This is a genomic window from Bacillus sp. FSL M8-0077, from assembly GCF_038050255.1.
Lineage (GTDB): Bacteria > Bacillota > Bacilli > Bacillales > Bacillaceae > Bacillus > Bacillus altitudinis.
In genome coordinates this window covers 2,870,570-2,895,242 of sequence record NZ_JBBPAF010000001.1, presented here as the reverse complement: position 1 = coordinate 2,895,242, position 24,673 = coordinate 2,870,570, and the positions used below count along the sequence as shown (strand labels likewise).

31 protein-coding genes are annotated in these 24,673 nt (G+C 41.5%); 17 read left to right on the top strand and 14 right to left on the bottom strand.

The window, feature by feature from the left end; genetic code table 11:
• Positions 1 to 14 precede the first annotated feature (14 nt).
• The 3 genes from menB (at position 15) to menC (ending at position 3,475) form a co-directional block, all read left to right on the top strand.
• A complete protein-coding gene (menB, locus tag NST57_RS14980) occupies positions 15 to 833 on the top strand; it encodes a 1,4-dihydroxy-2-naphthoyl-CoA synthase (RefSeq protein ID WP_142155820.1) in 819 nt (272 codons plus the stop codon).
• A gap of 70 nt (positions 834 to 903) precedes the next feature.
• Positions 904 to 2,364 carry an o-succinylbenzoate--CoA ligase gene (locus tag NST57_RS14975; protein WP_341298783.1) on the top strand — a complete coding sequence of 487 codons (1,461 nt, stop codon included), beginning with the start codon at positions 904 to 906 and terminating at the stop codon, positions 2,362 to 2,364.
• Positions 2,351 to 3,475 (top strand): o-succinylbenzoate synthase, encoded by a 1,125-nt coding sequence (gene menC / locus NST57_RS14970; RefSeq protein WP_142155818.1) that lies wholly within the window; start codon positions 2,351 to 2,353, stop codon positions 3,473 to 3,475. The genes NST57_RS14975 and menC overlap by 14 nt, the downstream gene beginning before the upstream one ends.
• Before the next feature lie 106 nt (positions 3,476 to 3,581).
• Here menC and NST57_RS14965 read toward each other — a convergent pair whose 3' ends face one another.
• The 4 genes from NST57_RS14965 to NST57_RS14950 all read right to left on the bottom strand — a co-directional run bounded on the left by NST57_RS14965 (position 3,582) and on the right by NST57_RS14950 (position 6,427).
• Complete coding sequence (locus NST57_RS14965; protein ID WP_017358376.1) at positions 3,582 to 3,773, bottom strand: hypothetical protein; 192 nt, start codon at positions 3,771 to 3,773, stop codon at positions 3,582 to 3,584.
• 25 nt (positions 3,774 to 3,798) lie between these two features.
• Complete coding sequence (locus NST57_RS14960; RefSeq protein WP_008360682.1) at positions 3,799 to 3,957, bottom strand: DUF1540 domain-containing protein; 159 nt, start codon at positions 3,955 to 3,957, stop codon at positions 3,799 to 3,801.
• Between the two features lie 69 nt (positions 3,958 to 4,026).
• Positions 4,027 to 5,073, bottom strand: coding sequence for a cytochrome d ubiquinol oxidase subunit II (locus NST57_RS14955; protein WP_341299229.1), 1,047 nt, complete (start codon positions 5,071 to 5,073; stop codon positions 4,027 to 4,029).
• A gap of 22 nt (positions 5,074 to 5,095) precedes the next feature.
• On the bottom strand, positions 5,096 to 6,427 hold the full coding sequence (locus NST57_RS14950) for a cytochrome ubiquinol oxidase subunit I (protein WP_035391038.1): 1,332 nt from the start codon (positions 6,425 to 6,427) through the stop codon (positions 5,096 to 5,098).
• 175 nt (positions 6,428 to 6,602) lie between these two features.
• Between NST57_RS14950 and NST57_RS14945 the strand changes: the two genes are divergently transcribed.
• Complete coding sequence (locus NST57_RS14945) at positions 6,603 to 6,845, top strand: type B 50S ribosomal protein L31 (RefSeq protein WP_008342927.1); 243 nt, start codon at positions 6,603 to 6,605, stop codon at positions 6,843 to 6,845.
• 59 nt (positions 6,846 to 6,904) lie between these two features.
• Here the strand turns inward: NST57_RS14945 and NST57_RS14940 are convergent.
• Positions 6,905 to 8,055 (bottom strand): IS3 family transposase gene (locus NST57_RS14940; RefSeq protein WP_142152928.1). Its coding sequence is split into 2 segments (ribosomal slippage): positions 6,905 to 7,782 and positions 7,782 to 8,055, totalling 1,152 coding nucleotides; the frame shifts between segments, so codons are not numbered across the junction.
• A gap of 156 nt (positions 8,056 to 8,211) precedes the next feature.
• A complete protein-coding gene (locus NST57_RS14935; protein ID WP_341298782.1) occupies positions 8,212 to 9,204 on the bottom strand; it encodes a metal ABC transporter solute-binding protein, Zn/Mn family in 993 nt (330 codons plus the stop codon).
• 214 nt (positions 9,205 to 9,418) lie between these two features.
• Between NST57_RS14935 and NST57_RS14930 the strand changes: the two genes are divergently transcribed.
• Positions 9,419 to 9,985, top strand: a complete 567-nt coding sequence (locus NST57_RS14930) for a carbonic anhydrase (RefSeq protein WP_142155815.1) — start codon at positions 9,419 to 9,421, stop codon at positions 9,983 to 9,985.
• 1 nt (position 9,986) lies between these two features.
• Here NST57_RS14930 and yidD read toward each other — a convergent pair whose 3' ends face one another.
• Positions 9,987 to 10,211 carry a membrane protein insertion efficiency factor YidD gene (gene yidD / locus NST57_RS14925; protein ID WP_008342933.1) on the bottom strand — a complete coding sequence of 75 codons (225 nt, stop codon included), beginning with the start codon at positions 10,209 to 10,211 and terminating at the stop codon, positions 9,987 to 9,989.
• A 128-nt stretch (positions 10,212 to 10,339) separates the two neighbouring features.
• Here yidD and NST57_RS14920 point away from each other — a divergent pair, with 128 nt between their 5' ends.
• Both NST57_RS14920 and NST57_RS14915 read left to right on the top strand, forming a co-directional pair.
• A complete protein-coding gene (locus NST57_RS14920) occupies positions 10,340 to 10,813 on the top strand; it encodes an S-ribosylhomocysteine lyase (protein WP_008342935.1) in 474 nt (157 codons plus the stop codon).
• Positions 10,814 to 10,935: 122 nt separating this feature from the next.
• Entirely contained in the window at positions 10,936 to 11,373 is a 438-nt protein-coding gene (locus NST57_RS14915) for a FixH family protein (protein WP_142155814.1), read from the top strand.
• Between the two features lie 8 nt (positions 11,374 to 11,381).
• On the opposite strand, the gene ytzI is transcribed toward NST57_RS14915, so the two are convergent.
• The gene (ytzI, locus tag NST57_RS14910; RefSeq protein WP_142155813.1) at positions 11,382 to 11,528 is read right to left on the bottom strand and encodes a YtzI protein; all 147 of its coding nucleotides are present in this window, start codon (positions 11,526 to 11,528) and stop codon (positions 11,382 to 11,384) included.
• 131 nt (positions 11,529 to 11,659) lie between these two features.
• Between ytzI and NST57_RS14905 the strand changes: the two genes are divergently transcribed.
• The 4 genes from NST57_RS14905 to NST57_RS14890 all read left to right on the top strand — a co-directional run bounded on the left by NST57_RS14905 (position 11,660) and on the right by NST57_RS14890 (position 13,328).
• On the top strand, positions 11,660 to 12,097 hold the full coding sequence (locus tag NST57_RS14905; RefSeq protein ID WP_142155812.1) for a Dps family protein: 438 nt from the start codon (positions 11,660 to 11,662) through the stop codon (positions 12,095 to 12,097).
• A gap of 124 nt (positions 12,098 to 12,221) precedes the next feature.
• On the top strand, positions 12,222 to 12,413 hold the full coding sequence (locus NST57_RS14900) for a hypothetical protein (protein WP_008342942.1): 192 nt from the start codon (positions 12,222 to 12,224) through the stop codon (positions 12,411 to 12,413).
• Between the two features lie 157 nt (positions 12,414 to 12,570).
• Positions 12,571 to 12,975, top strand: a complete 405-nt coding sequence (locus NST57_RS14895) for a phage holin family protein (protein WP_142155811.1) — start codon at positions 12,571 to 12,573, stop codon at positions 12,973 to 12,975.
• Between the two features lie 44 nt (positions 12,976 to 13,019).
• On the top strand, positions 13,020 to 13,328 hold the full coding sequence (locus tag NST57_RS14890; protein ID WP_142155810.1) for a hydrolase: 309 nt from the start codon (positions 13,020 to 13,022) through the stop codon (positions 13,326 to 13,328).
• Positions 13,329 to 13,559: 231 nt separating this feature from the next.
• Here NST57_RS14890 and NST57_RS14885 read toward each other — a convergent pair whose 3' ends face one another.
• Together NST57_RS14885 and NST57_RS14880 are read right to left on the bottom strand one after the other, a co-directional pair.
• Positions 13,560 to 14,342 (bottom strand): AIM24 family protein, encoded by a 783-nt coding sequence (locus NST57_RS14885; protein WP_142155809.1) that lies wholly within the window; start codon positions 14,340 to 14,342, stop codon positions 13,560 to 13,562.
• A gap of 22 nt (positions 14,343 to 14,364) precedes the next feature.
• Positions 14,365 to 15,018, bottom strand: coding sequence for a TerD family protein (locus NST57_RS14880; protein ID WP_142155808.1), 654 nt, complete (start codon positions 15,016 to 15,018; stop codon positions 14,365 to 14,367).
• A gap of 246 nt (positions 15,019 to 15,264) precedes the next feature.
• On the opposite strand from NST57_RS14880, the gene ytkD reads away from it, so the two are divergent.
• Positions 15,265 to 15,741 carry an RNA deprotection pyrophosphohydrolase gene (gene ytkD, locus NST57_RS14875; protein WP_008342951.1) on the top strand — a complete coding sequence of 159 codons (477 nt, stop codon included), beginning with the start codon at positions 15,265 to 15,267 and terminating at the stop codon, positions 15,739 to 15,741.
• 58 nt (positions 15,742 to 15,799) lie between these two features.
• Here ytkD and NST57_RS14870 read toward each other — a convergent pair.
• The 4 genes from NST57_RS14870 to NST57_RS14855 form a co-directional block, all read right to left on the bottom strand.
• Positions 15,800 to 16,956, bottom strand: a protein-coding gene (locus NST57_RS14870) for an IS3 family transposase (protein WP_341298781.1) whose coding sequence is annotated in 2 segments (ribosomal slippage) — positions 15,800 to 16,680 and positions 16,680 to 16,956 — 1,158 coding nt in all. Because the reading frame shifts where the segments join, the coding sequence is not laid out codon by codon here.
• A gap of 110 nt (positions 16,957 to 17,066) precedes the next feature.
• Complete coding sequence (locus NST57_RS14865; protein ID WP_412055095.1) at positions 17,067 to 17,813, bottom strand: ABC transporter permease; 747 nt, start codon at positions 17,811 to 17,813, stop codon at positions 17,067 to 17,069.
• A 34-nt stretch (positions 17,814 to 17,847) separates the two neighbouring features.
• Positions 17,848 to 18,618 carry an ABC transporter ATP-binding protein gene (locus NST57_RS14860; RefSeq protein ID WP_048001453.1) on the bottom strand — a complete coding sequence of 257 codons (771 nt, stop codon included), beginning with the start codon at positions 18,616 to 18,618 and terminating at the stop codon, positions 17,848 to 17,850.
• 15 nt (positions 18,619 to 18,633) lie between these two features.
• Positions 18,634 to 19,635, bottom strand: coding sequence for an ABC transporter substrate-binding protein (locus NST57_RS14855; protein WP_007501920.1), 1,002 nt, complete (start codon positions 19,633 to 19,635; stop codon positions 18,634 to 18,636).
• Positions 19,636 to 19,808: 173 nt separating this feature from the next.
• Here NST57_RS14855 and NST57_RS14850 point away from each other — a divergent pair, with 173 nt between their 5' ends.
• Genes NST57_RS14850 through NST57_RS14830 form a run of 5 tightly spaced genes read left to right on the top strand, consistent with a single transcriptional unit; the run spans position 19,809 to position 24,663 of the window.
• A complete protein-coding gene (locus NST57_RS14850) occupies positions 19,809 to 20,537 on the top strand; it encodes a carotenoid biosynthesis protein (protein ID WP_017358367.1) in 729 nt (242 codons plus the stop codon).
• Complete coding sequence (locus NST57_RS14845; protein WP_249855636.1) at positions 20,506 to 21,252, top strand: lysophospholipid acyltransferase family protein; 747 nt, start codon at positions 20,506 to 20,508, stop codon at positions 21,250 to 21,252. Before NST57_RS14850 ends, NST57_RS14845 begins: the two co-directional genes overlap by 32 nt.
• Positions 21,237 to 22,364: a glycosyltransferase gene (locus NST57_RS14840; protein ID WP_142155804.1), complete on the top strand. Its 1,128-nt coding sequence runs from the start codon at positions 21,237 to 21,239 to the stop codon at positions 22,362 to 22,364. Before NST57_RS14845 ends, NST57_RS14840 begins: the two co-directional genes overlap by 16 nt.
• A complete protein-coding gene (locus NST57_RS14835) occupies positions 22,361 to 23,842 on the top strand; it encodes a phytoene desaturase family protein (protein ID WP_341298780.1) in 1,482 nt (493 codons plus the stop codon). Before NST57_RS14840 ends, NST57_RS14835 begins: the two co-directional genes overlap by 4 nt.
• Before the next feature lie 26 nt (positions 23,843 to 23,868).
• A complete protein-coding gene (locus NST57_RS14830) occupies positions 23,869 to 24,663 on the top strand; it encodes a prolyl oligopeptidase family serine peptidase (protein WP_142155802.1) in 795 nt (264 codons plus the stop codon).
• Positions 24,664 to 24,673 lie beyond the last annotated feature (10 nt).

The following is a 24,673-nucleotide window of genomic DNA, read 5'->3' as shown; positions in this document are numbered from 1 at the left end:
AGGAGGAAATATTGATGGCTATTGAATGGCAAACTGAGCGTCAGTATGACGAAATTTTATATGAAACGTATAATGGAATTGCAAAAATCACCATTAATCGTCCGCATGTACATAATGCATTTACACCAAAGACCGTAAGTGAATTAATTGATGCATTCTCACGTGCTCGTGACAATTCAGATGTTGGTGTCATTGTCCTTGCAGGTGCTGGAGGAAAAGCATTCTGTTCAGGTGGAGACCAAAAAGTACGCGGTCATGGCGGCTATGTAGGAGACGATCAAATTCCGCGTCTAAACGTTCTAGACTTACAGCGTTTAATTCGTGTCATTCCAAAACCAGTTATTGCGATGGTGGCGGGCTATGCGATTGGCGGCGGACATGTGCTTCATATCGTGTGTGACCTCACCATTGCAGCAGACAATGCGATTTTTGGACAAACAGGACCAAAAGTGGGCAGCTTTGACGCTGGTTATGGATCTGGCTATCTTGCACGTATTGTGGGTCATAAGAAAGCAAGAGAAATCTGGTACTTATGCCGTCAATACAATGCACAAGAAGCGCTTGATATGGGACTTGTCAACACAGTTGTACCATTAGAACAGCTGGAAGAAGAAACAGTGAAGTGGTGTGAGGAAATGCTAGAAAAGAGCCCGACTGCTTTACGATTCTTGAAAGCTGCATTTAATGCTGACACAGATGGATTAGCTGGTATTCAGCAATTTGCAGGAGATGCGACCCTTCTTTATTACACAACAGATGAAGCAAAAGAAGGACGCGATTCCTTTAAGGAAAAACGGAAGCCAGACTTCGGTCAGTTCCCTCGTTTCCCTTGATTCAATGATATGGATGAAAACAGCTTAGTGCATCAGACTGAGCTGTTTTCTTTTATGAAAAGGAGGTGTCATGATGAAGCAACCGAATTGGCTGCTGCACCGTGCGTATTTAACGCCAGACCGGGTCGCACTCATTTATCAAGACAACGAGTGGACATTTCGTGATTTAGCGAAAGATGTAGACCAACTTGCAAATCGACTGACACGTGCATCTTTTAAAAAAGGGGATACGGTTGCGATTTTAATGAATAACCATCCTCACATGGTCATGCTTGTTCACGCTTGTTTTTTATTAGGCTTCAAGATTGTGTTATTGAACAATAAGTTAACAAAAGCAGAGAGACGTTTTCAGCTGGAAGATGCGAAAGTCATGGCTTTATTAACAGAGCCTGCATATGAAAATGAGCATCATGGTGATTTACCTGTTTATACAATAGAGACTTTACCTGATGCAGTTCATGATATGGAAAAGAAGGTCGTACATGATATTGATTTAAATGAGACGGCGACTATTATGTATACATCTGGAACGACAGGACGCCCTAAAGGGGTGGAGCAAACGTTTGGCAATCATTTTCATAGTGCTGTTTCCTCGGCATTGAACTTAGGGATCAGGGAGGACGACCGCTGGCTCATTGCCTTGCCTCTTTTTCATATAAGCGGTTTATCCGCTATATTTAAATCTGTCATATACGGTATGACTGTCGTGCTTCATCAAAAGTTTGATGTCGATGAAGTCAAGAATGCTATTGAACAGCATCGAGTGACGATGTTGTCAGTTGTTCAAACCATGCTGTCCCGTTTATTAAGTGGACTTGAAGAATGTCCATCATCTTTGCGTTGCCTGCTGTTAGGGGGAGGTCCTGCGCCTTATGCGATGCTTCAAGAGAGTAAGGAGAAAGGATTTCCTGTGTTTCAATCGTACGGTATGACGGAGACTTGCTCACAAATTGTGACACTTGCGCCCGAATTTAGTATGGAAAAGCTTGGATCAGCGGGAAAACCTCTATTTGGGTGTGAACTAAAGATTCAACATGGGGAACGCCCGTGTCGTCCTTTTGAGCATGGTGAAATCATGGTAAAAGGTGCAAATGTCATGAAAGGCTACCTTTATCGTCAAGAGGCAACCGCTGCTGCATTTGAGCAGGGCTGGCTGAAAACGGGGGATATTGGCTATGTAGATGAGGACGGATTCTTATTTGTGCTTGATCGGCGGTCAGACTTAATTATTTCTGGCGGAGAGAATATTTATCCAGCAGAAATTGAAGCAGTTCTTTTAACACATCCAAATGTAAAGGAAGCCGGAGTGACGGGTAAGTATGATGAAAAATGGGGAGAGGTGCCTGCTGCCTTCCTAGTGACAGATGACCAAATACCAGAGAATGAGCTCTATGCTTTATGTCAGTCGCAATTAGCCAAGTATAAATGGCCCGCCGCTTTTCACTTTGTGGATGAGCTGCCAAGGAATGCGTCGAATAAATTGCAGAGGCACAGACTCAAATCAAAGGGGTTTTTAGATGATTCAAATTGAACGTGTGATCTTATATCATGTCACGATGAAACTCAAACAGCCGTTTACAACGAGCCTTGGGACCATTTCAGAGCGTGAGTTTATTATTGTCGAGGTCAAAGATCAAACGGGATTAACTGGTTGGGGAGAGGTATCTGCTTTCTCTTCTCCGTGGTATACAGAAGAAACCATCGAGACCTGCTATCACATGCTGAGGGCTTTCTTTATCCCGAATGTGCTGACTCGATCTTTTACACATCCTTCGGACATACCAGACAGCTTGTATCATTTTAAAGGTAATAGAATGGCCAAGGCGGGAATTGAAGCAGCGGTTTGGGATATTTATGCGAAGCGAGAAAATAAGTCCTTACGTGACGTCTTAGGTGGTACTAGAGATCGAATTCCATCTGGTGTTGTTGCGGGGTTAGGACCAATTGATGACATGATTCAGCAAATCGAGCAGTTTGTTGATCAAGGCTATCAGCGTGTGAAGGTGAAGATTAAGCCGGGACAAGATATTGGACTTCTGCAAAAGATAAGAGAGTCTTTCCCTCACCTTCCGTTAATGGCGGACGCAAACTCTGCTTATGAATTAAAGGATATTAGCAAACTGAAGCAGCTCGACGACATTCGTTTATTAATGATTGAACAGCCTTTAGCCGCAGATGACATTGTCGATCATCGGCATTTGCAAAAGCATTTAAAAACACCGATCTGTTTGGATGAAAGTATTTGTTCTTTAGACGATGCGAGAAAAGCTGTAGAACTTGGAAGCTGTCAGATTATTAATGTGAAGCCTTCACGAGTTGGAGGGCTGACAGAAGCACTTAAAATTCATGCGTTCTGTAAGGAGCGTCAGATTCTGTTATGGTGTGGAGGAATGATTGAAACAGGTATTTCCCGCGCGCAGAATGTGGCACTTGCATCACTTCCGCAATTTACGATTCCGGGGGATATTTCAGCGTCGTCAAAATATTGGGAGCAGGATATCATTTTTCCTGAAATCAAAGTTGAAAATGGGTTTATTGAGGTGCCTCGTTCTCCAGGTATGGGCGTAGAAGTTGATTATCAAGCGCTTCGTTCTTTCTCAGATAAAATTGATGTGTTCACAAAACATGATTTTGTGAAATGAAAACGAACGAATAGTTATTTGCACCGTCAATAGAACCACTGTATAGTTGAGGAAAGTTTTTCCTTCCTGTCTGAACAAAAAGAAAGAGCGGTCATCCGCTCTTTCTTTACTCTTCTACAAGCCCGCTGTCGTAAGCAAGCTGTCCAATATACTGGTGCATGTCATTGGGCATGTCGGAAACATGTCCGTATTCATAATCCCAAAGGTTTAAAAAGGAGTGAGCTGCTTGATAAAATGCAGCCTCGTCCGCGTCCTGAATTTCTTCAAGAAACGTTTGAGCAAGCCGATCGTTTTTCAAAGCGAAGCGCCTCCTGTAATGAGACTTAAAGATCTTGAGGTTTAAACGTTTTACAGTCAGTTTCTTCACTTTTCTCAGCCGTATTTCCTGTATGGCTGACGACATAAATTGCATCTGCACCACAACGATTTCCAGCATTCCAGTAGGAACAGTTGTTTACTTCACAAAGGATTTTTTGACTCATACAGATGACCTCCTTTTGAGTATGTCTTTCATCTATTAATGTAACCGAAGAACGGGTCGTTCATTCATGTTAATCTTCTTGACGAATATAACGCTTATCCTTCATAAACAATTTCCAGAAGAAGTAAAATCCAGGGAATAGGATGATAAACCCTACAATATACGTAATAAATAATGCCCTAAATGTGACGGGATCTGTAAACCCAGACATGATGGTAATATCCGGATAGGCCATATAGGGCAAATGCGCATGTCCATACACATAGCTTGCTAAGAAATATTGAATTGTAATGGCGATAACCGCTAAACGTGGTCTCCCTTTCCGATGCTTAAAGCGACTGTTTGGTAAAAATAGAGACAAACCTGCAAGCAAAAACATGAGTAGAGAAACAAGAAGGATCGGGATGTTCTGCATCATTTTTGTGAACAGCCAATTGGCCTCACTTCGCAGTGTGAGCATGATAAAGAAAGCCATCATGAGAGAAAGTGGACCCGTAATCAGTGCTCCTCTTCTATAAATGTTATAAGCCTCATCTTCGTTTGCAACATTAGAAAAATCAGCTAACAGCAAAGATGAGAGGAAAAGGGTACTGAAAATCGCAAAACCTACGAAAGAATAGACATTTGCGCTTGTAAAGACCAATCCTAAATCTAATGAGTAGACATTATTCTTCTGAAAGATGAATCCACCATGTGTAATGGGGAGAACCATGATGAGAATGGACGGAATAATAAAGCCGCTAATTCCTGAAATATATGTAACGGCCTTTCTATATTTTTTAGGCAGTGAATGAGAGAAGACGAGAAATCCGCTTCGCAGTGCAAGAAGCAATAAAATAATGCTGCCAGGTATTAATAGAACAGTGCCTAGCACAAATGTTGCACCTGGAAACAGGCTAAACAAGGCAACGACGATGGCTACAATGAACACGTTTGTTACTTCCCAAGTTGGAGAAAGATACTTATTTGCGATATTTGCGGCCTTTGTCTGCTCTTTGTTCATGTAAATCATTGACCAAAATCCTGCACCGAAATCCATTGATGCCATCACTGCATAGATAAACACGAATCCCCATAAGATGGTGATTGCAATGAGTGCATCAGTTGTTACATCCATTTGCATCAAGATCGCTCCCTTTTTAAGATTCTGTTAACCGTAAGTCTTCTTCAATTGAATGTTTTCTAAAGTAGTACGTCAGTACAATCACAGTTGCGATGCCTAAAATGAGATAGACAATGGCAAAAAGGATGAAAAGTGTACCGATAGATCCTGATGATGTGACGACTTCAGAGGTTTTGAGCATTCGATAAATCACCCATGGCTGACGGCCTGTACAGGCAAAGATCCAGCCAAATTCAATCGCCAAGAGACTAAGGGGCCCGCCAAATAAATAAAGGACAAGCAGCCATTTTGGATAATGTTCGCGTTTTAAAATTTTGCGGTAAAACAATGCTAACACAGCAAAGAAAATGAGCAATGAGCCGATAATGACCATTCCGTTAAATAATGTGTGAATAAATAAAGGCGGCCACTCGTCCCTAGGAAAATCATTTAACCCTTTAACCACAGTATCAAAGCTATTTCCTGCAAGAAAACTAAGCGCCCAAGGGATTTCGATAGCTCCTTTGATTTCTTGCGTATTGGCATCAGTAAAACCGCCAATGGCCAGAGGCGCATGCGATTGCGTTTCAAATAAACCTTCAGCACCCGCTAATTTTTCAGGCTGATATTCATACAGAAGCTGAGCTGATTCGTGACCGTTTAAGGCTGTGAGAAAAGAGAAAAGTCCGCCTACAATCAGTCCAAGAAAAAGGGCTTTTCGATGAAAGGTATAGAGCTTTTCGTTTTTTCTTGTTTTCAACATTTTAAATGCAGCGACAGAAGCAATGACAAAAGCGCCTGTTGTAAAAGCAGACAGTACTACATGTGTAGCAGTGACAACAAAACTTGGATTGAAAAAGGCCTTCCAAGGTTCGATATTCGTTATTTCTCCATTGACCATTTGAAAGCCAGCGGGTGTTCCTTCAAAAGCATGTACGTTTGTAATGAGAATCGCTGAAGCTGCTGCACCAATGACAACGAAAATAACGGTAATGATGCGCATGGCTGGTGATAAACGATCTGCTGCGTACACATAAATAGACATAAATAATGCTTCAATAAAGAAAGCATAAATTTCTATTTGAAATGGCAGTGACATGACCTTTCCGATGACCTCCATAAAACCAGGCCATAGAAGGGCAAGCTGCGTACCAGCAATGGTACCGGTTGGAATGGCGACCCCTAACAGAACAGCCTGCGCTTTTGTCCATCGTTTGGCCATGATGGCATAATGCGGGTCCTTCGTTTTTTGAAAGATGAGTTCAGCTAACAAAATCATTAGCGGGATGCCTACGCCAAGCGAGGCATAAATAATATGGAAGCCCATTGTTGTGCCGAACAGACTTCTAGCTAAAACGAGATCAGTCAATTTTTTCTCCGCCTTTCTTATCGCATCTCTTTTTATGGTGTTTATTATTCTCCACCATTTTTAGATTATTCTTCCTGACTAAGAAAGCTTGTTTTTTGACAAGTTGTAAAAGAGGGAGTAGAATATAATTATAAAACGTAATCGTTACGTTTTAATGATGAAGGGAGTTTTGACATTGAAAAGAGATATTCATCCAACCTCACATGAAGTTGTATTTATGGACGTAAACAGCGGTTACCGCTTCTTAAGTAGATCAACAAAGACATCACATGAGACCATAGAGTGGGAAGATGGGAAGACTTATCCTGTCATTAAAGTAGAGACAAGCTCTGATACGCATCCATTTTATACAGGACGCCAGAAATTCGGAGAAAAAGGCGGCAGAGCGGAGCAGTTTAAGAAAAAATATCAAATGTAAACAAAGAAACACACCTGATGGGACTGACCCCCGTTTTTGAGACAGGGATCAAAACACCTTTATACAGCCAATTGCCGATAGTTTATCGGTGATTGGTTGTTTAGTTTCGTTTGAATACGAATGTTGTTATAATAATAAATGTATTCTTTGACAGTGCGTTCTACGATGTTGGTCGTAGTGCGGTCAATCCTGTTAAGATAGAACGTTTCAGACTTTAGTGAGGAATGAAACGATTCGATGGAGGCATTATCAGCGGGCGTCCCTTTACGGGACATGCTCATGGTAATGCCTTTTATATGAACAGCTTTCTGATACTCGTAAGATGTATACACAGAACCTTGATCGCTATGTAACACGCAATTCTCAGGCAGTGCTGGGAGCTGATTAAGTGTGTTTAAGATAAAGTCTGTGTCCTGCTTATCACCAATCGTAAAAGCAATCACTTCTCCATTATATAAATCCAATATACTGGAAAGGTACAATTGTTTCTGTCCATAAGGCAAATACGTGATGTCCGTTACTAGTTTTTCAAGAGGGCGATCAGACTGAAAGTTCCGATCCAGTATATTACCGGCCACGGCATAGGGCTGCCCATTCTTCTTACGCTTTTTCATTTTAACCCGGCATTGCCACTGGTTTTTCTGCATGATACGTTGAACAGTTTTATGGTTAATACGCATTCTCCTTTTTAGTATGGCTGTGATTTTTCGATAACCATATCGATATTTGTGCTTTCGGCACAACGTGCCGATTTGTTTCTCTAGTTGTCTTTTAGAATGATTCTGAGTCAGATCCTTTTTCCATCTATAGTACGAAGTGCGTGAGATGCCTAAATGGACACAGATGTCCTGTACTGTCATCGTTTTGCACAATTCTTCTACCAGTTTGATTGACGTTTCCTTATCAACTTCCTTTCCAATTCGTTGTACTTTTTTAAAACTTCATTCTGTTGACTCAAATAGCGATTTTCTGCCTGCAGTCTCTCTAATTCGGAAGAGTACTCGGGACCCTTTCCATAGGTATATTGTTTTCCAACAGGCTGTTCGAACCGGTGTGTATCCCCAGCCTTATGCCACCTCACCCATGTCTGAACCTGCGTCTTATTCTTGATATTCAATTTCTGCATGATCTCTTTCATAGGTACGCCTGCCAATCTCATTTCTACAGCCTTCTGTTTGACTTCAACCGGATAACTCACTCTTGTCCCCATAGAAAAAACACCTCCATGTTTTATTTCGGATCACAACGATCCGTTTTCAAACTTGAAGGTGTTTTTTATTTGTCTCATCTTATGGGGGCAGTCCCGATCATGGTGTGTTTTTTTGTGCAGTAAAAAACCCCGGCTGATCGCACGGGGTTCATGAATTCATTCAACATTTAAAGCTGTTTTTAATGTGTTTAAATTTTGTTTCATTAAGCTGACATAGCTTTCGCCATTTTTAGCATCATCTTCTGTAATGGATTCTAGATTTTTCAGTGTAAGGCTTTTTGCCCCAATTTCACTGCGAATCGTATCTGATACTTTACTGCTGACGTTATTTTCAAAAATGACATACTTGATGTGATGCTTTTCTGCCTGTTGTACAATATTTTCAAGCTGTTTTTGGGAAGGCTCTTCAGAAGCAGAGAGTCCTAGTACACTGATTTGCTCAATGCCATAGCGTTTTTCCCAGTAGCCGTATGCAGCGTGAGAAACGAGAATTTCTTTATGTTTTGCTTTAGATAACGTTGTTTTGAATTCCTGATCTAATGATTGTAATTCTTTTTTTAGTGATTCATAGTTTTTTGTGTATTCGTCTTTATGATCTGGATCTAGTGAAACGAGTGTGTCTTTAATGTTTTTTGCCATTTGCTGTGCATAAACAGGGTCTAGCCATGCATGGGGATCTTTATCTCCATGGTCGTGTCCATCATGGTCATGATCTTCTCCTTCATGATCGTGATCATGATCCTCACCTTCTTCATGAGCATGTTCTTCTTGTGTTGATAATAGCTTGATGCCTTCGGCTGCTTTCACTGTTTTCACGCCTTGGTCTTTTAACGTAGAAGCCGTTTTATCAGCAAATGCTTCAGCGCCTGTTCCGCTGTAAATAAAGGCATCTCCTTCAGCCATTTCAACCATCGTTTTTGAACTTGGTTCAAAGCTGTGTGCATCCGCATTGGCAGGGTACACACTTTGAGCGTTCACGTGAGAGCCGCCAATTTTTTCAGTGAAATCTTGAATAGGGAAGATCGTCGTGTAAATAGTTAATTTCCCGTCTGCTTTTCCTTTTGAAGCATTTGTCCCCGCACTGCTTGAGCAAGCGGCAAGACTGACCGCTAATAAAGCAGCTGTTAAAATAAAAAAGATTTTTTTCATCTAAGAATGTCTCCTCTCAACCTATTAGATAGAAATGATTACGATTTAATGTCCTGAGTTATTGTATCGTAATAATTACGATTTGAAAAGAGGAAAACAAAAAATTTTCTTCAGAAGATGTTTCCTCTAAAAAAAATAGACGTCAAAACGTGACGAAATTTAAAACATTGTGCTATATTTATTTTTAAAAAAAGAAAAAGGAATGGACAAACTTATGAAACTTTTAGACGAAATCATCGAATATAACCAACAGTTTATTGAAGAGAAGCGATATGAAGAGTTTACAACAACGAAGTTTCCACAGAAAAAAGCTGTCATTCTATCATGTATGGATACAAGACTTGTTGAGCTACTTCCACGCGCCATGAACATGAAAAATGGCGATATTAAAATTGTCAAAAGTGCTGGCGCTCTTGTTTCTCACCCATTTGGAAGTATTATGCGAAGCCTTTTAGTGGCTGTTTATGAATTGAATGCTGACGAGGTATACGTCATCGGGCATCATGATTGCGGGATGAGTAAAATAGACAGCAAAACCCTTTTAAATAAAGCCGTTGAGCGCGGTATTCCAGAAAAACGAATTGAAGTACTGGAATACTCAGGAATCGATTTTGAACAGTGGCTCAAAAGCTTTAGCTCAGTTGAAGAAAGTGTGAAGGACAGTGTATCTGTCGTTAAAAATCATCCGCTACTTCCATCTAATGTGCCTGTACATGGTCTAGTGATTGATCCTGGGACAGGTAAGCTTGACTTAGTTGTCAACGGTTATGAAGAAAAGTAAGTTATTTTTCCTTTTTAGGTGGGACTGGATCCATGCCTCCAGGATGCAGCGGGTGACATTTTAAAATTCGCTTAATCGTGAGCCAGCCGCCTTTTAAAGCGCCATGCGTTTTGATCGCCTCTAGCCCATAGTTTGAACAGGTGGGATAAAACCTGCAGCTCGGCGGTGTCAGAGGGGAAATACATTTTTGATAAAAACGAATGATGCCGATAAAAATTTGTTTCATAGAGGTTCCTCCTTGTCTGTCTTTTCACAGTATAAGAAAAAAGGACAAGGAAGGGAAGTTTTATAAACTAAACTGGTCGGAGCAATATGTTATAATATAGGAAATTGCAATTATAGGAGTGGTGATTAATGCCTTCAGTTGAAAGCTTTGAGCTTGACCATAATGCTGTAAAAGCGCCTTACGTTCGTCATTGCGGCGTTCATAAAGTGGGATCAGATGGTGAAGTGAACAAATTTGATATTCGTTTTTGTCAGCCGAATAAGCAGGCAATGAAACCTGATACGATTCATACACTAGAGCATTTACTTGCGTTTAATATTAGAACACATTCAGAGAAATATGATCACTTTGATATCATTGATATTTCTCCAATGGGCTGCCAGACTGGCTACTATTTAGTTGTCAGCGGTGCACCGACACCAAGAGAGATCGTTGAACTACTTGATGCAACATTCAAAGATGCAGTGGAAGTAACAGAAATTCCTGCTGCAAATGAAGAACAGTGCGGACAAGCGAAGCTTCATGATCTTGAAGGAGCAAAACGTTTAATGCGTTTCTGGCTGTCTCAGGACCAAGAAGAGCTATTAAAAGTATTTGGTTAATCAGCAAGATGATGAACCGGACATCTCAGATGTCCGGTTTTTTATATGAAACAAAACGGGAGCTGTTAAAATAGGGGATATTTGTTAAAATGGACATGTCAGTAAAAAAGGGGGATACATGAATGCGGAAAATGGTAGGAATCATTCTGATGCTCGCATTACTTAGTGCATGTGGAAACTCGGCAGCGAGCAATGACAAGGGAGAAGTGCCTGAGCTATTAGAAGTCAAACTAACAGGGCCGGAGCAAGTGGAGAAAAATGAAAACGTTATCGTAAAAGCAGCTGTCACATATGGTGATATGCCTGTTGATGATGCAGATGATGTTGAATTTGAAGTGTGGAAAGATGGCGACAAGGATAACAGCAAGATGATTCAGCCAAATAAAAAGGAGAAAGGTGTATATGAATTGCATACAGCCTTCAAACAAGATGGCCTTTATATCATACAAGTCCATGTGACAGCTAAACAGCAGCATAATATGCCGAAGACAAACATCCATGTAGGTGATGTGAAAAAAGAGAGTTCATCTACTGAAGAAGAAGATACCTCACATCATTGAAAGCGGTTTTATTTTGGGTTAGGACGTTGGTTTGGTTCAGTATCCTGTGGTGAATCGACTTTATGCTTGTAATCATAAGCCTTTGATGTCGTCCACAGTGATAAAAAGACAACGATTGAGATAATGATAAAGCTGATAATCCCAAGTAACAGCATCTAACTCCCTCCTTATTTCCATATTAACATATATTTCATGCGGTCAAAATAGAAGAAAATGATGGCAGGTTTCAGTATAATAAAAAAAGGGTAATCCTATACTAACCGCAACTACATAAGGAGGAATCAACATGTCTGAAAAATTATTAAACGTCGTCAATAAACAAGTAGCAGATTGGACTGTGCTTTACGTAAAATTACATAACTATCACTGGTATGTAAAGGGAAAAGATTTCTTTACACTCCATGAAAAATTCGAGGAATTATATACAGAAACAGCCACTTACATCGATGATTTGGCTGAGCGTATGCTCGCATTAAATGGACAACCTGTTGCGACAATGAAAGAGTGCTTAGAAATTTCTAGCATTCAAGAAGCAGAAGGCAATGAATCAGCCGAGCAAATGGTGAAGAATCTGTATGATGATTTCTCTAACATTGCAGAAGAACTTAAGAAAGGCATGGAGCTGGCTGGAGAAGTTGGCGATGAAACAACAGGTGATATGCTGCTTGCGATTCATCAGTCCATTGAAAAACACAACTGGATGCTCAAAGCATACTTAGGATAAGCGAATGTGAAAGGAATGTCGATCATCAAACAGATCGGCATTCTTTTTTTGTGGATTTGTTACAGACAGCCCATTGAATTGATGGGGCTTTCAGCCGAAGAGAAAAGGGAAGGGAGGGGAGAAGATGTCCTCAATTGCAGGAATGATGAGCCAGCAAGTGGCGAGTATTCAAAAAACACTTAATATCAGTTTATTGAATTCACAGCTTGCCACGAACACAGCCCAAGCCATGGTGATGCTCGATCAAGTGCAGCAGCAGCCTCAAGCTGTTCAGCCCAAAGATTCAGATGCTACGTTTATTGATGTCAGAGTTTAACCAAGAAAGCCGCCATCACAGGCGGCTCTTTTTATACGCTTCACGAGTTTTTTGAGCAGCTGACCATGCCTTTATTTTTTGTCGTCCAAGCTATTCATCAAATGCGGCATATACTATTGAGGTAAGAAGTTCCACTATGAAAGGATGTTGATGCCAAGTGAGCAAGGATTTAGGCATCTTTTCGTTGTTTACAGTCAGTTTGTCGGCAATGGGCTTTCTGTTTGGTGGAGCAGGATATTTACTGATGATATTAGTGACATTCATGGCGATTGAATTAATTTGTTCAAGCCTAAGAGAAATTGTGACTGGACAGCTTACGATGAAGCGTTTTTTGACACGGCTTGTTCGAAAGGTTGTGACGATCTCTTTAATATCCATGGCACACTTCTTCGATGTCATGCTGAAGACTGGGGGGACAATTAAGGATTTAGCGCTCATCTTTTATATTACTTATGAATCGTACCAGATTGTCTCAACAGCCAAAGCTCTCGGAATTCCCATTCCGCAGTTGTTTATTGATGTGTTAGACATGATTAAAAATAAATTGCGCAAAAAGCCGTAATTTCTTCATATCTGGTCATACTAAAGGAAAAAAGGATGAATCAGATGGCGAGACACACATACTATGTATCCGTTCAAGACGGATCGATCTCACAGCACAGAGACGCGGCTGCTTGGCAATTTCAGATAGAAGCAGATGATGACCAAATTTTGCAGTTAAGAGAGTATTTTGATGAACAGTATATGACAGATTGGAAAGGTTTCTTTCGGGCGCATGTTCCATTTCTGGAATATCATTATGATAGTCCAAATGACGAAATGGATAGGAAAAGAAAAGAGATTTACGCCATGATCCATGATCTCGGTAACGAAGAGACAAAGAACTTTATTGAGACCAATGGACTGATGAATTGAAAAAGTATGTAGAGACATTCTACATGCTCAGCGTGTAGACAAACCCTCGCATTCGCCCGCAGTCCTTCGTGCTGGTGCTCACGAATGTGACATTCGTTCCGCGCCAGTACTCGTCCTTCCTAGACTGCAAAGGTTTTCTATCACGCTGAAACGAAGACAAAGGGCTAAAATGAAGTTCATTTTAGCCTTTTGTCAACGATCTGAAAGCATGTAGAGACATTCTACATGCTTTTATTTTCGAGGCTGTAAGATGCCGCCGATCAAATCACTGATTCCGCCTCTATTTTCTTGCTGTGAGTTGGTGATTTCGTGTGAGGTGCTCTGACTCTGTGGTTTGTACCGGTTATCATCTATCCCTACTCGCATTCCAGATGTACGCTCAGATGGCTGAATAATCACAATTTGGTCCTGCTCATGAAATTCAAACAAGTAGGATTCGCCCGATGTTTGTCCAATGAACGTTTTCCAGTTCACATCTAATTTGACTTTCGGTGCTTTGCCCGTCCAAGCGACTATAGCGTCAGGATCTACACGGCAAGGTGCTTTTAAAATCAGCGGGTTTCCATTTGTTTTGATGGCAACCTGCGCCCCGTGACCTTGATACGAGAGCTTTGAAGTAAATAGCCCTTTCTGTGATAAAATCCCAACGCCTACTGGTGTCACACCATAGTGACATTCTTCAGTAAAGGCAAGTAAATCTTCACTTTCCACGCTAACATGCTGCCAAGGACCGTTCGGCTCAAGATTGATGACGGTCACGTGCTCGCTGGAATCAGCCAAGTAGCATGTACCTTGTCCACTCACTTCCATCATTTCAAGATTTTCACCTGTTAATTTTCTGCTCATATGATTAAATACTTGGCTGACCATATTACCTTTATTCGTCCCAAGTAATCGTTTACGGTATTGAAATGTGCCTTGATCGGCAATCATAGCGCCTTTTTTGGCAAAAAAGATCCCGCTGCCTTCTGCTTGTAAAGTCAGTTCTTCGATCGTGTTGAAATGAAATCCCATTTGTGCCAGCTCCTTTCCTTCGTCAAGATGTGAATCCGTAGATGCGGCATAAGTCGTTTAAATCAAGTGTCGTACCTTGTCCGGTAGCGGTGATTTTCCATTCGTCCTCAACTCTCGTTAGTTCAACGCAAATGATGGATGTACAAAATGAATAATTCTCTGTTAACTGAAAGGTACAAATCTCCTGTTGTGTGATTTGATCTGAAAGACGCAAGTAGGCATTGGTCACCTGTCCGAAATGATGTGCCCGCTCGTGTGCATCATGTATGGTGGCTGTTACGACAATTTTATGAATATCGGGTGAGACTCTGCTCAGTTGCATAATGATGATCTCATTGTCCCGATGGCCTCCGCCGATCTGATGATCACCTAAATGGCGAACAGCTCCATCTAAGCTTTGCTGCTGATGATAATAGATCAGGTGTTTTGGAGACAGAAGCTTGTCCTCTTCATTTAAGAGAAACACTTGCGTATCTAAATCAATTGGCTGACCAGATAAGTCCCAGCCAAGTCCGATATGAATTTGATCTATGTTTGGATTGTCTTTTGTTAAATCTAAATTCTGTCCTTTCATGAGGTGTTTCTTCACTGCCCCATGAGAAGCGTCTTCTTTCTCATGTTGCTTCATCGGCCATGCTTTATTATTTTCTTGTTTTGATCCATTTGTGATGCTCATGCTGGTTTCCTCCTCGTCTGTGTAGGACACACACTTATTGATTTACGTCATCATGGGTAAAAGGTTTCATGATTAAAATGGGATGAGGATGGAGATGATAAAAAGGTTTTAGCAAGAATACTTATTTTACATACAGACGAGAGAGAAGCACTCGTTTGTTTCACTTTTCATAAAAATTCTTCAGAGAAATGTGATCTGTGGTATGATGTTTTACAAGAAGCAAGGACAGGATATGAGGGATTTCACATGCATGTATTTAAAGACTATTATCATAATACGGTCAAGCTCTCTTTTGAAGAGCAGCCTTTTTCAAGTCATCCTAAGCATGTTTGGGCCATTTGCCGCTATCAAGGAAAATGGCTGCTTACTGAACATGAGGATCGTGGCTACGAATTTCCAGGAGGGAAAGTAGAGCCAAATGAAGAAGCAGATCAAGCCGCTATACGAGAGATTCACGAAGAGACGGGTGCTGTTGTTCGTGAATTAACGTATATTGGTCAATATCAGGTGCTTGGCAGAGAGAAAGTCATTGTCAAAAATATTTATTTCGCTGATATTGAAAGGCTCGTCAAGCAGGACACGTATTTTGAAACGAAAGGACCCGTTCTTTTCGCAGACTTACCAAGATCCATCGCCAAAAATAAAAATTTCAGTTTTATTATGAAAGATGATGTTTTAAGACAAAGTCTTGCTTATTTAGAAAAGAACGGTTTGATTCGTTAAAAAAAGCGCAGGGAAACGGGGACTGACCCCCGTTTTTGAGACAGGGATCAAAACACCTTTATGAAACAGCCAGTTGCCGAAACTCTTTTGGTGACTGGTTGTTTAATTTCAATTGAATTCGGATATTGTTATAATAATCTATATACTCCCTGACTGTTTTTTCTACAATGGCTGTTGTAGTGTTTGTCAGGTGGTGGAGATAGAATCCTTCTGATTTTAAACTGGAGTGGAAGGATTCGATGGGGGCATTATCAGCGGGCATTCCCTTACGGGACATGCTCATGGTAATGCTTTTTTCCTTTATCTCCTTTTGATAAGCATAAGAAGTGTAGACCGAACCTTGATCACTATGAAGTACGCAGCCTTTAGGCAGTGCCTGTAGCTGATTCAATGTATCTAGAACAAGCGAAACATCCTGTTTATCACCAATCGTATAAGCCACAATCTCACTTGTATATAAATCTTTTATGCTAGATAGATAAAGTATTTTTTGACCAAATGGCAAATACGTTATATCTGTCACCAGTTTTTCAAGTGGCTTAGTCGCAGTAAAATCCTGTTTTAAGTGATTTTCTGCAATATAATAAGGTTGACCAGTCTGTTTACGCTTTTTTACTTTCACACGACACTGTAAACCGTAGGTTTGCATAATACGTTGTACGGTCTTATGGTTCATTTTCATTTCTTTTCGCAGTAGAGCCGTTATTTTACGATAACCATACGTATATTGGTGTGCCTCACAAAGAGACGATATGAGGTCGATTAACACTTGCTGTTTTGGCTGGAGATCTTGTTTTTTCCAACGATAAAATGTTGATCTTGCGACCTCAAACATCTGACAGAATGTACTTACACTTACTGTGTCTTTTACCGTATCGTAAATCGACACGAACGCTTCTTTTTTCACTTCCTTTCCCATTCCATGTACTTTTTTAATAGGTCAATTTGTTGTTTTAGAAAACGATTTTCTGTTTTTAACTTTTCGTTCTCATCTTGATATTCAGGTCCTTTACCATATGAATACTGTTTGCCTACCGGCTGTCTTAAACGATGAATGTCTCCAGATTTATACCATTTCATCCATGTTTTAAGTTGGGTCACATTCCGAATATTTAATTCCTCCAACACTTTTTTAACTGGTACTCCCGCCAATCGCATTTCAATTGCCTTCATCTTCACTTCAAATGGATAACTAACTCTTGATCTTGAGCCCATAGAAAAACACCTCCAAATTGTTTTCAGGTATTCTATACCCGATTTTCAACTTAAAGGTGTTTTTTATCTGTCTCACTTTATGGGGTCAGTCCCAAACGACCCTGTGCTTTTTATTTTTGCAGAAAACGGCGCTCCAGCCATTCAACAAACTGATACATGATGGTGGCGAAGACGGCGATAATGAAAAGACTTAAGAACACGAGTGTAAAGTTGAAGACTTGAAAGCCATAGATGATCATATAGCCGAGTCCTTTTGAGGAAACAAGGAATTCTCCCACAATGACCCCAACCCAAGAAAGACCAACATTGACCTTAATGGCAGAGATCATCGTTGGAATACTTGCTGGCAAAATGACCTCACGGAAGACCGTTCTTTTTTTTGCGCCAAAGGTTTTCATGACTTTTAAATAATTCTCATCTACTTCTTGAAAGGCTGTATAAATGACGATGGTGGTAATGATCACACTGATAATGGCACCCATCGCGACAATGCTGATCATGCCTGGTCCAAGGGCAACAATTAAAATGGGGGCGAGAGCAACTTTCGGCATCGCATTTAAAATAACCAAATAAGGATCAAGAACATTTGCAAGACGGGTGGACCACCATAAGGCGGCGGCTAATAAAATGCCGCAAAAAGTACCAAGTAGAAAGCCGAGCACTGTTTCAAATAGCGTAATGCTCATATGATTGATTAATGAACCATCTGATAATTTTTGTACAAACAATTGGCAGACGGCAGATGGTGAACTGAAAATGAGCGGGTCAATCAATCTGAAATGGCTCGCAAGCTCCCAAAGCGAAAAGAAACTGGCGAAAATGATCAACTGGTAGACTCGCGTCATGCGTTTTTCCATTCGAACTTTTTTTCGATAGGCTTCATGTAAAAGATCACTGTGTTTCAACTGTCTTCAGCTCCTTCCAAATCGTTTGAAAGAGCTCTTGGAAACTTGCTGTCTGTCTCGCTTCAAAAGGAGAGAGCGTCCTCAGATCATCTGGAACGGTAAACATTCGCTGGATAGAGCCGGGATGCTTTGAGAATAAGAAAATGCGATCACTCATCGCAATGGCTTCGCCGATGTCATGCGTGACAAGAACAGCCGTTTTTTGATAGTTTTTTAATGTGTGAAAGACGAGGTCTTCTAATGTCAGTTTCGTCTGGTAATCTAGTGCTGAAAATGGCTCATCAAGCAGAAGCAGGCCGGGATCCACTGCAAGCGTTCGGGCGAGAGCCGCACGCTGCCTCATCCCGCCTGACAGCTCCTTCGGGTATTTATCTTCGACATCATTGAGTCCAAGCTTTGGCAGTAAGCTAAGGGCAGCTGAGGTGGCTTCATGTGAATCTTGCTTTGCAATTTTTAACCCGAGAATGACATTTTCCTTGATCGTTTTCCATGGGAACAAGTAATCTTGCTGGAGCATATACCCGATTTGATGCTCCTGTTGATTCGGTTCTTTTCCTTCGATTAAAATTCGACCTTCAGAAGGTGGCGTAATGCCTGCGATGATGGACAGCAAGGTTGTTTTCCCGCAGCCGCTGGGACCAATAAATGAGATGAATTCACCTTGAGTGATCTCCATATTGATGTGCTGTATGGCTGTTGTTTTTTCTTTTAAAGAGAAGTACGTGTGGGTCACATGGTCAATTTGAAGGAAAGACATGTGCTACCTCCTATTCTATTTGTGATCTGTGACCTTCCTTGCAATGGATGAATCGACAAGTTGTTTGTACGGGATAAATTCTGGCAGTTCACCACTTGCCTTCATGATTTCCTGTAATTTGTTCCATTCCTCTTCATTTAGAAGGGGATCTGTTGCATAGGAGTTCTGCTGCTTGTAGCGTTTGATAGCTGTCGATAAGACATCAAGGTCAGTATCAGGAAATTGAGATTGGATTGTCTTGGCAATCTCCTCTGGACTCTTTGCTTTGACCCATTTTTGCGCTTTGTAAATGGCACGAGTAAAGGCTTCAGCTGTCTCTTTGTTTTCCTCTAAGTAACTCTTCTTTGCCATAAAGGTGGTATAAGGCACCTTGCCGGAAGCCTCACCAAAGGAGGCGGTAATGTACCCTTTGCCTTCTTTTTCAATTAAGGAAGCTGTCGGTTCGAATAACTGCACAAAATCGCCAGTTCCAGAGGAAAAAGCACCTGAAATGTTGGCAAAATCAATATTTTGAATCATGCGAAGATCCTGTTTCAAATCAATGCCTTCTTTTTTCAGGACATATTCACCGACCATTTGCGGCATGCCGCCTTTCCGTTGTCCGAGAAAGTCCTTTCCTTTCAATTGATCCCAAGAGAATTGATTGATTTTTTCTCTTGAAACAAGAAATGTACCGTCTGTTTGTGTCAGCTGTGCAAAGTTCATGACAGAGTCTTTCGTGTCTTGTGCTTCCACATAAATAGAAGATTCAGATCCGGTTAGAGCGATATCAGCGCCGCCGGATAAAAGAGCTGTCATTGTTTTATCGCCGCCCCAAGTGGTCTTTAATTCAACCTCTAAGCCTTCATCTTTGAAAAATCCTTCGGATAGGGCGACATAAAGCGGTGCATAAAAGACCGAATGGGTTACCTCGGCTACTTGTACGGTCTGCTCTTGGTCTTTTTTACAGGCGACAAATGGAATAAAGAGCAGGACAACGAATATGAATGCCAGTCTGACTTTAATGGAACGATTCAAGAGTAATTCGCCTCCTTTGTTCTAGATCACTAATTAAAGTATGTCAAAAGGAATTTTTGGTGAGTGCCTAGATGAAATAAGAAGCGCATTGTTTATTTATAGAACGTGTCTTTTTTTCTATACTAGAAGCATGAATGCTTTCTTGAATTTGGTAGAAATAAAGGAGCGGTTTCGTGTATAGATTAAGTTGGGTATTTGTTGGATGGTATGTAGTAGGTCTTATTTTAATGGTCTTTTTTGAAGTGCCGGCATGGCTTCAGTTTGCGAATGGTATCTTTCTTGTGCTTTACGCCTGCTGCGTCATTGAGATTGGCCGAAATATTTACGGGGCATGGAGCTTTGTGATCGTAAGAGCAGCCATTGTGGGTGTGCTGACGTTTACGGTTGAATGGGTGGGGATCACAACTGATTTTCCATTTGGGGCCTATGATTATTATCCGACGCTTGGATTTCTTGTGGCGGGAGTGCCTTTGACGATCGCTTTTGCATGGGTTGGTGTGTTTTTAAATAGTCTTTTTTTATCAAGACAACAATCGAAGTGGAAACGAGCCGTCGAAACGGGTATATGGATTGTGCTGCTTGATCTCATATTAGATCCGGTAGCGGCTGAACGGAAGTTTTGGGTGTGGTATGACGGTGGAGGTTTCTTTGGTATCCCTTTTGAGAATTTTGTCAGCTGGGGTATCATTGGAGCAGGACTTTCATTTCTGTTCCCGCTCGTCTCCATTGATCAGCAGGCATTGCGCTGGAATGGGCGTATTTATCAGGCCATGGTGTTCTTCTTTGGTCTTTTAGCATTAAAGGGCGGGCTGGATGTCATTTTTTATTTAGCACTGATCATTGTCATCTTGTGTGAAGGAAGGGTTCGATTTGAAAGAAAGCGACAAAAACCGATCGTTTAGACGACTCTTTTATTTTTATCTTGAACGATATTTACTGAACAAACATTTTCGCTGTGTCATGATGAAAGGTACGGTTGACCCAAAGGAGAAGCATCCTGTTCTTTATCTTGCTAATCACAGTTCATGGTGGGATGGACTGATCATTTTTCTTTTAATAGAACAAATGTCTGAGCTAGATCATGCCATGATGATGGAAGAGAAGCAGTTGAAGCAATATGCTTTTTTTCAAAAACTTGGTGCATTTCCAGTTCATAAAGAGAAGCTGAAAAGTGTCAAGCAGGCATTAATGACCGCAAAGGAGAAGATGGAGGCTGGCGGGGCTGTGTGGCTCTTCCCGCAGGGGAAAATTATGCACCAAGACATAAGGCCGCTTGAACTAGAAGGCGGAGCTTCTTTTTTAGTCAGGCAATTTGAGCAGGTCGTCATCAAACCTGTGACGCTGCATTATACATTTAATCAATTTCAAAAACCGACGGTATCGGTTGAATTTGGAGAAGATGTCCTAGTAGCTGGTGGATCACTTCGCAGTAAGGAAGTAACAAGTTTACTCGGAGACCTGCTTGAAACACAGTTAAACGCACATCAAGCACAGGTTATTACTGATCCAGATTTTTCAACAAACGAACAATTTAGGCAGGTGACAAGGACAAGCCGGTCAACTAGTGATGCGTTTGATTCCTTTAAAAAGTGGGTGAAAACATGGCGGTCTTCTTAATTGTCATCAGTGTTTTGCTGCTCTGCCAATTGATGTTTACGATTTGGAATATGAAGCAATTTCCTGTACTCAAGCCGGCATCTCTTTCACCTGATGAACCCATTTCATTATCGATCCTCATTCCAGCGAGAAATGAAGAAAAACGGCTGGAAGCCTGCCTTCAGTCGATTGTTGATCAGAGTCTCCATCCGAAAGAGTTGATCGTGCTGGATGATCACTCGACAGATCAGACGAGAATGATTGCAGAGGGCTTCGCAGAGACATATCCATGGATTCGCGTGCAGTCAGGTCAAGTACTGAAACGAGGATGGCTTGGAAAATCATATGCTTGTTCCCAGCTTGCTGAGGCAGCATCTTCTGATTGGCTGTTATTTTTAGATGCAGATGTCCGCTTAAAACAAGGAGCTATTGAAGCGGTGTACAAGCAGTTATGCATACAAAAAACGGGCATGCTCTCAGGTTTCCCAGAGCAAAAAACGGGAACGCCTTTTGAGCATCTTGTCGTTCCTATGATGATGTTTACGATTGGCTGTCATCTGCCAGTGAAGTGGGTCAGAACATCTCAGCATCCTGCTTTTGCCGCAGCACATGGCGGCTTTATTGCCATTGAAAAGAACTGTTATCACGAAATAGGTGGTCATGAAGCGATCAAGGATTCGCTCGTGGATGATATGGCTTTGGCTAAACGAGTGAAAGCGAAGGGCTTTCCGTTCACACTGGCAAGTATTCATTCTTTTGTCTATATGAGAATGTATGAGAGTGGACAGGAAGTATGGGAAGGATATCGGAAAAATTTGTTCCCGGGAGTGAATCGAAGCATTGCTTTGTTAAGCAGTGTCTTTTGTGTATACTCCGTCCTTTATGTAGTTCCTGTTATTTGCTTTATGATCGCACTGATTCATGTTGATGTGGTCAATCTCTGTTTAGCCCTTCTTTGCTACGGGCTGGGTGTATCCATTAAAGCGGTCATTGATATCGAAAATGGAAGAACGTCTACGATGGCCTTTTTATTGCCGGTCAGTATCATAAGCCTGATTGCCATTGGTTTTGCTTCTATGAAAATTGGGCTGAAAAAAGAAGGCTATGAATGGAAAGGAAGAAGGTACGAATGAAAAAAGTGATCATTATTGGCGGCGGACTTGGCGGGTTATCGGCTGCGATTCGCTTACAGTCACGCGGGTTCCAGGTCACCATTTTAGAAAAAGAAGCTTCTTTAGGCGGGAAATTACAACGCCATCAAGCGGCCGGCTACTCTTTTGATTTAGGGCCGAGTACCATTACAATGAAGGCGTATTTTGAGGAAGTATTTACCTCCTGCCATAGACGAATGGAGGATTATGTGACGTTTTATCCGATTTCTCCCCTTACTAAAAACGTTTTTTCAGATGGACATACGGTCGAGTTTACGCCAGATATTGAGCAAATGGAATCACAAATTGCAGTCTTTAGTCCAGAGGATGCACAGCAATACCGAGCATTTTTACAGGAATCGAAGAAGCTTTTTCAAATGGCAGAGGATCAGTTTTTAAATCGTTTATTATTGACTTGGAAGGATAAAGCGGATGTCAAGCTAATGAAAGCCCTTCTTGCTGTCAAACCTTTTACATCTGTTCAGCGTTTGCTGCGTCAATATTTTCGCCATCCTCATACATTGGCGATGTTTGGCCGGTATGCGACTTACATTGGCTCTTCTCCATACGAGGCACCTGCTATTTTTAATATGATGGCTTATTTAGAAGGAGAAAAAGGCATTTATGGTATTAAGGGTGGTACGTATCGTTTAGTTGAGGCATTTGAAACACTGGCAAAGGAATTGGGTGTCCAAATTCATCTCAATGAACGAGTCAAAAAGATTCATATAAAGAATAAGCGAATTCAAGGAGTTGAAACGGATCAGCAGATATATGAGGCAGATCAAGTCATTGCGGGGGCAGATGCACTGACAGTTTCTCGCCATTTAATTGATGAAGAAGACCGCCCGAGCTTTGGAAATCAAAAATTGGCAAACATTGAGCCGTCGTTATCGGGTTTTGTTCTTTTGTTGGGCGTCCCTAAAGTCTATGAACAACTGTCGCATCACAACGTCTTTTTTCCCGAGAATTATGAACAAGAATTTAAGGATATTTTTCAGAAAAAACAGTTGCCTCATGATCCGACGCTTTACATCTGTTATTCAGGCCATTCAGAGCCAGCCTTAAGCGGAGGGCTGGGAAGAAGCAACTTGTTTGTATTAGCCAATGCACCATATGTGACAAAAGAGCAAAATTGGGACATGCTAAAGGAGACGTATAGCCAGCATATGAAAACAAAACTAATGGAAAAAGGTCTCTTTGATCTTGACCAGCTTGTAGAATTTGAAGCGGTACAAACCCCGCTTGATTTGCAGCAAAAAACGGGAGCGTATCATGGGGCCATTTATGGCATGTCGTCAAACTCATTCAAGCAGGCATTTTTTCGCATCAATAATCAATCAAAGGATATTGAAGGGCTTTGGTTTGTTGGTGGCACAAGTCATCCAGGCGGCGGCACTCCGATGGTGACAAAATCAGGACAGCTCGTCGCAGAAGCCATCATCAAGCATTTGACGTAACACCGAATGAAAAGGAGAGAATTCAAGTGATTGTGGAAAAGAGAAGGTTCCCGTCGCCCCATCCGCATATTCACTTATATACAGTGACATATGAGGCCGATGGACTTCGGATGAAAGGGCTGCTCGCTGAACCGGCCGGAGAAGGTCTCTATGACGGTTTTTTATATTTACGCGGCGGCATTAAAAATGTGGGAATGGTTAGACCTGGCCGAATTGTGCAATTTGCTGCGCAAGGGTTTGTCGTCTTTGCGCCCTTCTACAGAGGGAATCAAGGAGGCGAAGGGAACGAGGATTTTGCCGGAGAAGATCGGAAAGATGCATTTGCTGCATTTCAACTGTTGAAACATCATCAAAAGGTGAAGCAGGACCGTATTCATATCTTTGGTTTTTCACGCGGCGGAATTATGGGCATATGGACCGCTGTTGAAATGAAGCATGAGGCCGCTTCCTTTGTGACATGGGGAGGCGTAAGTGATATGAAGCTCACCTATGAAGAACGTGTGGATATGAGAAGAATGATGAAGCGTGTGATAGGAGGTCCTCCGCATAAGGTACCAGAGGCATATGAGGCTAGAACGCCTTTGAATGATGTGCATCAAATTGAAGCACCTGTCTTAATCATTCATGGGGAGCTGGATGAGAATGTATCCATTGAGCATGCGTATTTATTAGAAGATGCACTGCGTCAGCATGGCAAGTCTGTGGAAACGTGGTACTTTCACGGATATCATCATTATTTCCCGCCACAGCATAACCGGGAGATTGTCAGACGGCTGACGACATGGATGCACAGCCGAAAAGGCGGAAATGTGGTAAAATAAACGGTAGAAA

Excerpts from the sequence above, each read along its gene's own strand:
- NST57_RS14955 (WP_341299229.1), bottom strand. The coding sequence starts at position 5,073 with ATGGATGTAACAACTGATGCACTCATTGCAATCACCATCTTATGGGGA.
- NST57_RS14905 (WP_142155812.1), top strand. The coding sequence starts at position 11,660 with ATGTCTGAAAAATTATTAAACGTCGTCAATAAACAAGTAGCAGATTGG.
- NST57_RS14880 (WP_142155808.1), bottom strand. The coding sequence starts at position 15,018 with ATGAGCATCACAAATGGATCAAAACAAGAAAATAATAAAGCATGGCCG.
- ytkD (WP_008342951.1), top strand. The coding sequence starts at position 15,265 with ATGCATGTATTTAAAGACTATTATCATAATACGGTCAAGCTCTCTTTT.
- NST57_RS14930 (WP_142155815.1), top strand. The coding sequence starts at position 9,419 with ATGAAACTTTTAGACGAAATCATCGAATATAACCAACAGTTTATTGAA.
- NST57_RS14920 (WP_008342935.1), top strand. The coding sequence starts at position 10,340 with ATGCCTTCAGTTGAAAGCTTTGAGCTTGACCATAATGCTGTAAAAGCG.
- ytzI (WP_142155813.1), bottom strand. The coding sequence starts at position 11,528 with ATGCTGTTACTTGGGATTATCAGCTTTATCATTATCTCAATCGTTGTC.
- NST57_RS14915 (WP_142155814.1), top strand. The coding sequence starts at position 10,936 with ATGCGGAAAATGGTAGGAATCATTCTGATGCTCGCATTACTTAGTGCA.
- menB (WP_142155820.1), top strand. The coding sequence starts at position 15 with ATGGCTATTGAATGGCAAACTGAGCGTCAGTATGACGAAATTTTATAT.
- NST57_RS14860 (WP_048001453.1), bottom strand. The coding sequence starts at position 18,618 with ATGTCTTTCCTTCAAATTGACCATGTGACCCACACGTACTTCTCTTTA.
- NST57_RS14975 (WP_341298783.1), top strand. The coding sequence starts at position 904 with ATGATGAAGCAACCGAATTGGCTGCTGCACCGTGCGTATTTAACGCCA.
- NST57_RS14890 (WP_142155810.1), top strand. The coding sequence starts at position 13,020 with ATGGCGAGACACACATACTATGTATCCGTTCAAGACGGATCGATCTCA.
- NST57_RS14960 (WP_008360682.1), bottom strand. The coding sequence starts at position 3,957 with ATGAGTCAAAAAATCCTTTGTGAAGTAAACAACTGTTCCTACTGGAAT.
- yidD (WP_008342933.1), bottom strand. The coding sequence starts at position 10,211 with ATGAAACAAATTTTTATCGGCATCATTCGTTTTTATCAAAAATGTATT.
- NST57_RS14935 (WP_341298782.1), bottom strand. The coding sequence starts at position 9,204 with ATGAAAAAAATCTTTTTTATTTTAACAGCTGCTTTATTAGCGGTCAGT.
- menC (WP_142155818.1), top strand. The coding sequence starts at position 2,351 with ATGATTCAAATTGAACGTGTGATCTTATATCATGTCACGATGAAACTC.
- NST57_RS14885 (WP_142155809.1), bottom strand. The coding sequence starts at position 14,342 with ATGGGATTTCATTTCAACACGATCGAAGAACTGACTTTACAAGCAGAA.
- NST57_RS14835 (WP_341298780.1), top strand. The coding sequence starts at position 22,361 with ATGAAAAAAGTGATCATTATTGGCGGCGGACTTGGCGGGTTATCGGCT.
- NST57_RS14865 (WP_412055095.1), bottom strand. The coding sequence starts at position 17,813 with ATGGAAAAACGCATGACGCGAGTCTACCAGTTGATCATTTTCGCCAGT.
- NST57_RS14840 (WP_142155804.1), top strand. The coding sequence starts at position 21,237 with ATGGCGGTCTTCTTAATTGTCATCAGTGTTTTGCTGCTCTGCCAATTG.
- NST57_RS14900 (WP_008342942.1), top strand. The coding sequence starts at position 12,222 with ATGTCCTCAATTGCAGGAATGATGAGCCAGCAAGTGGCGAGTATTCAA.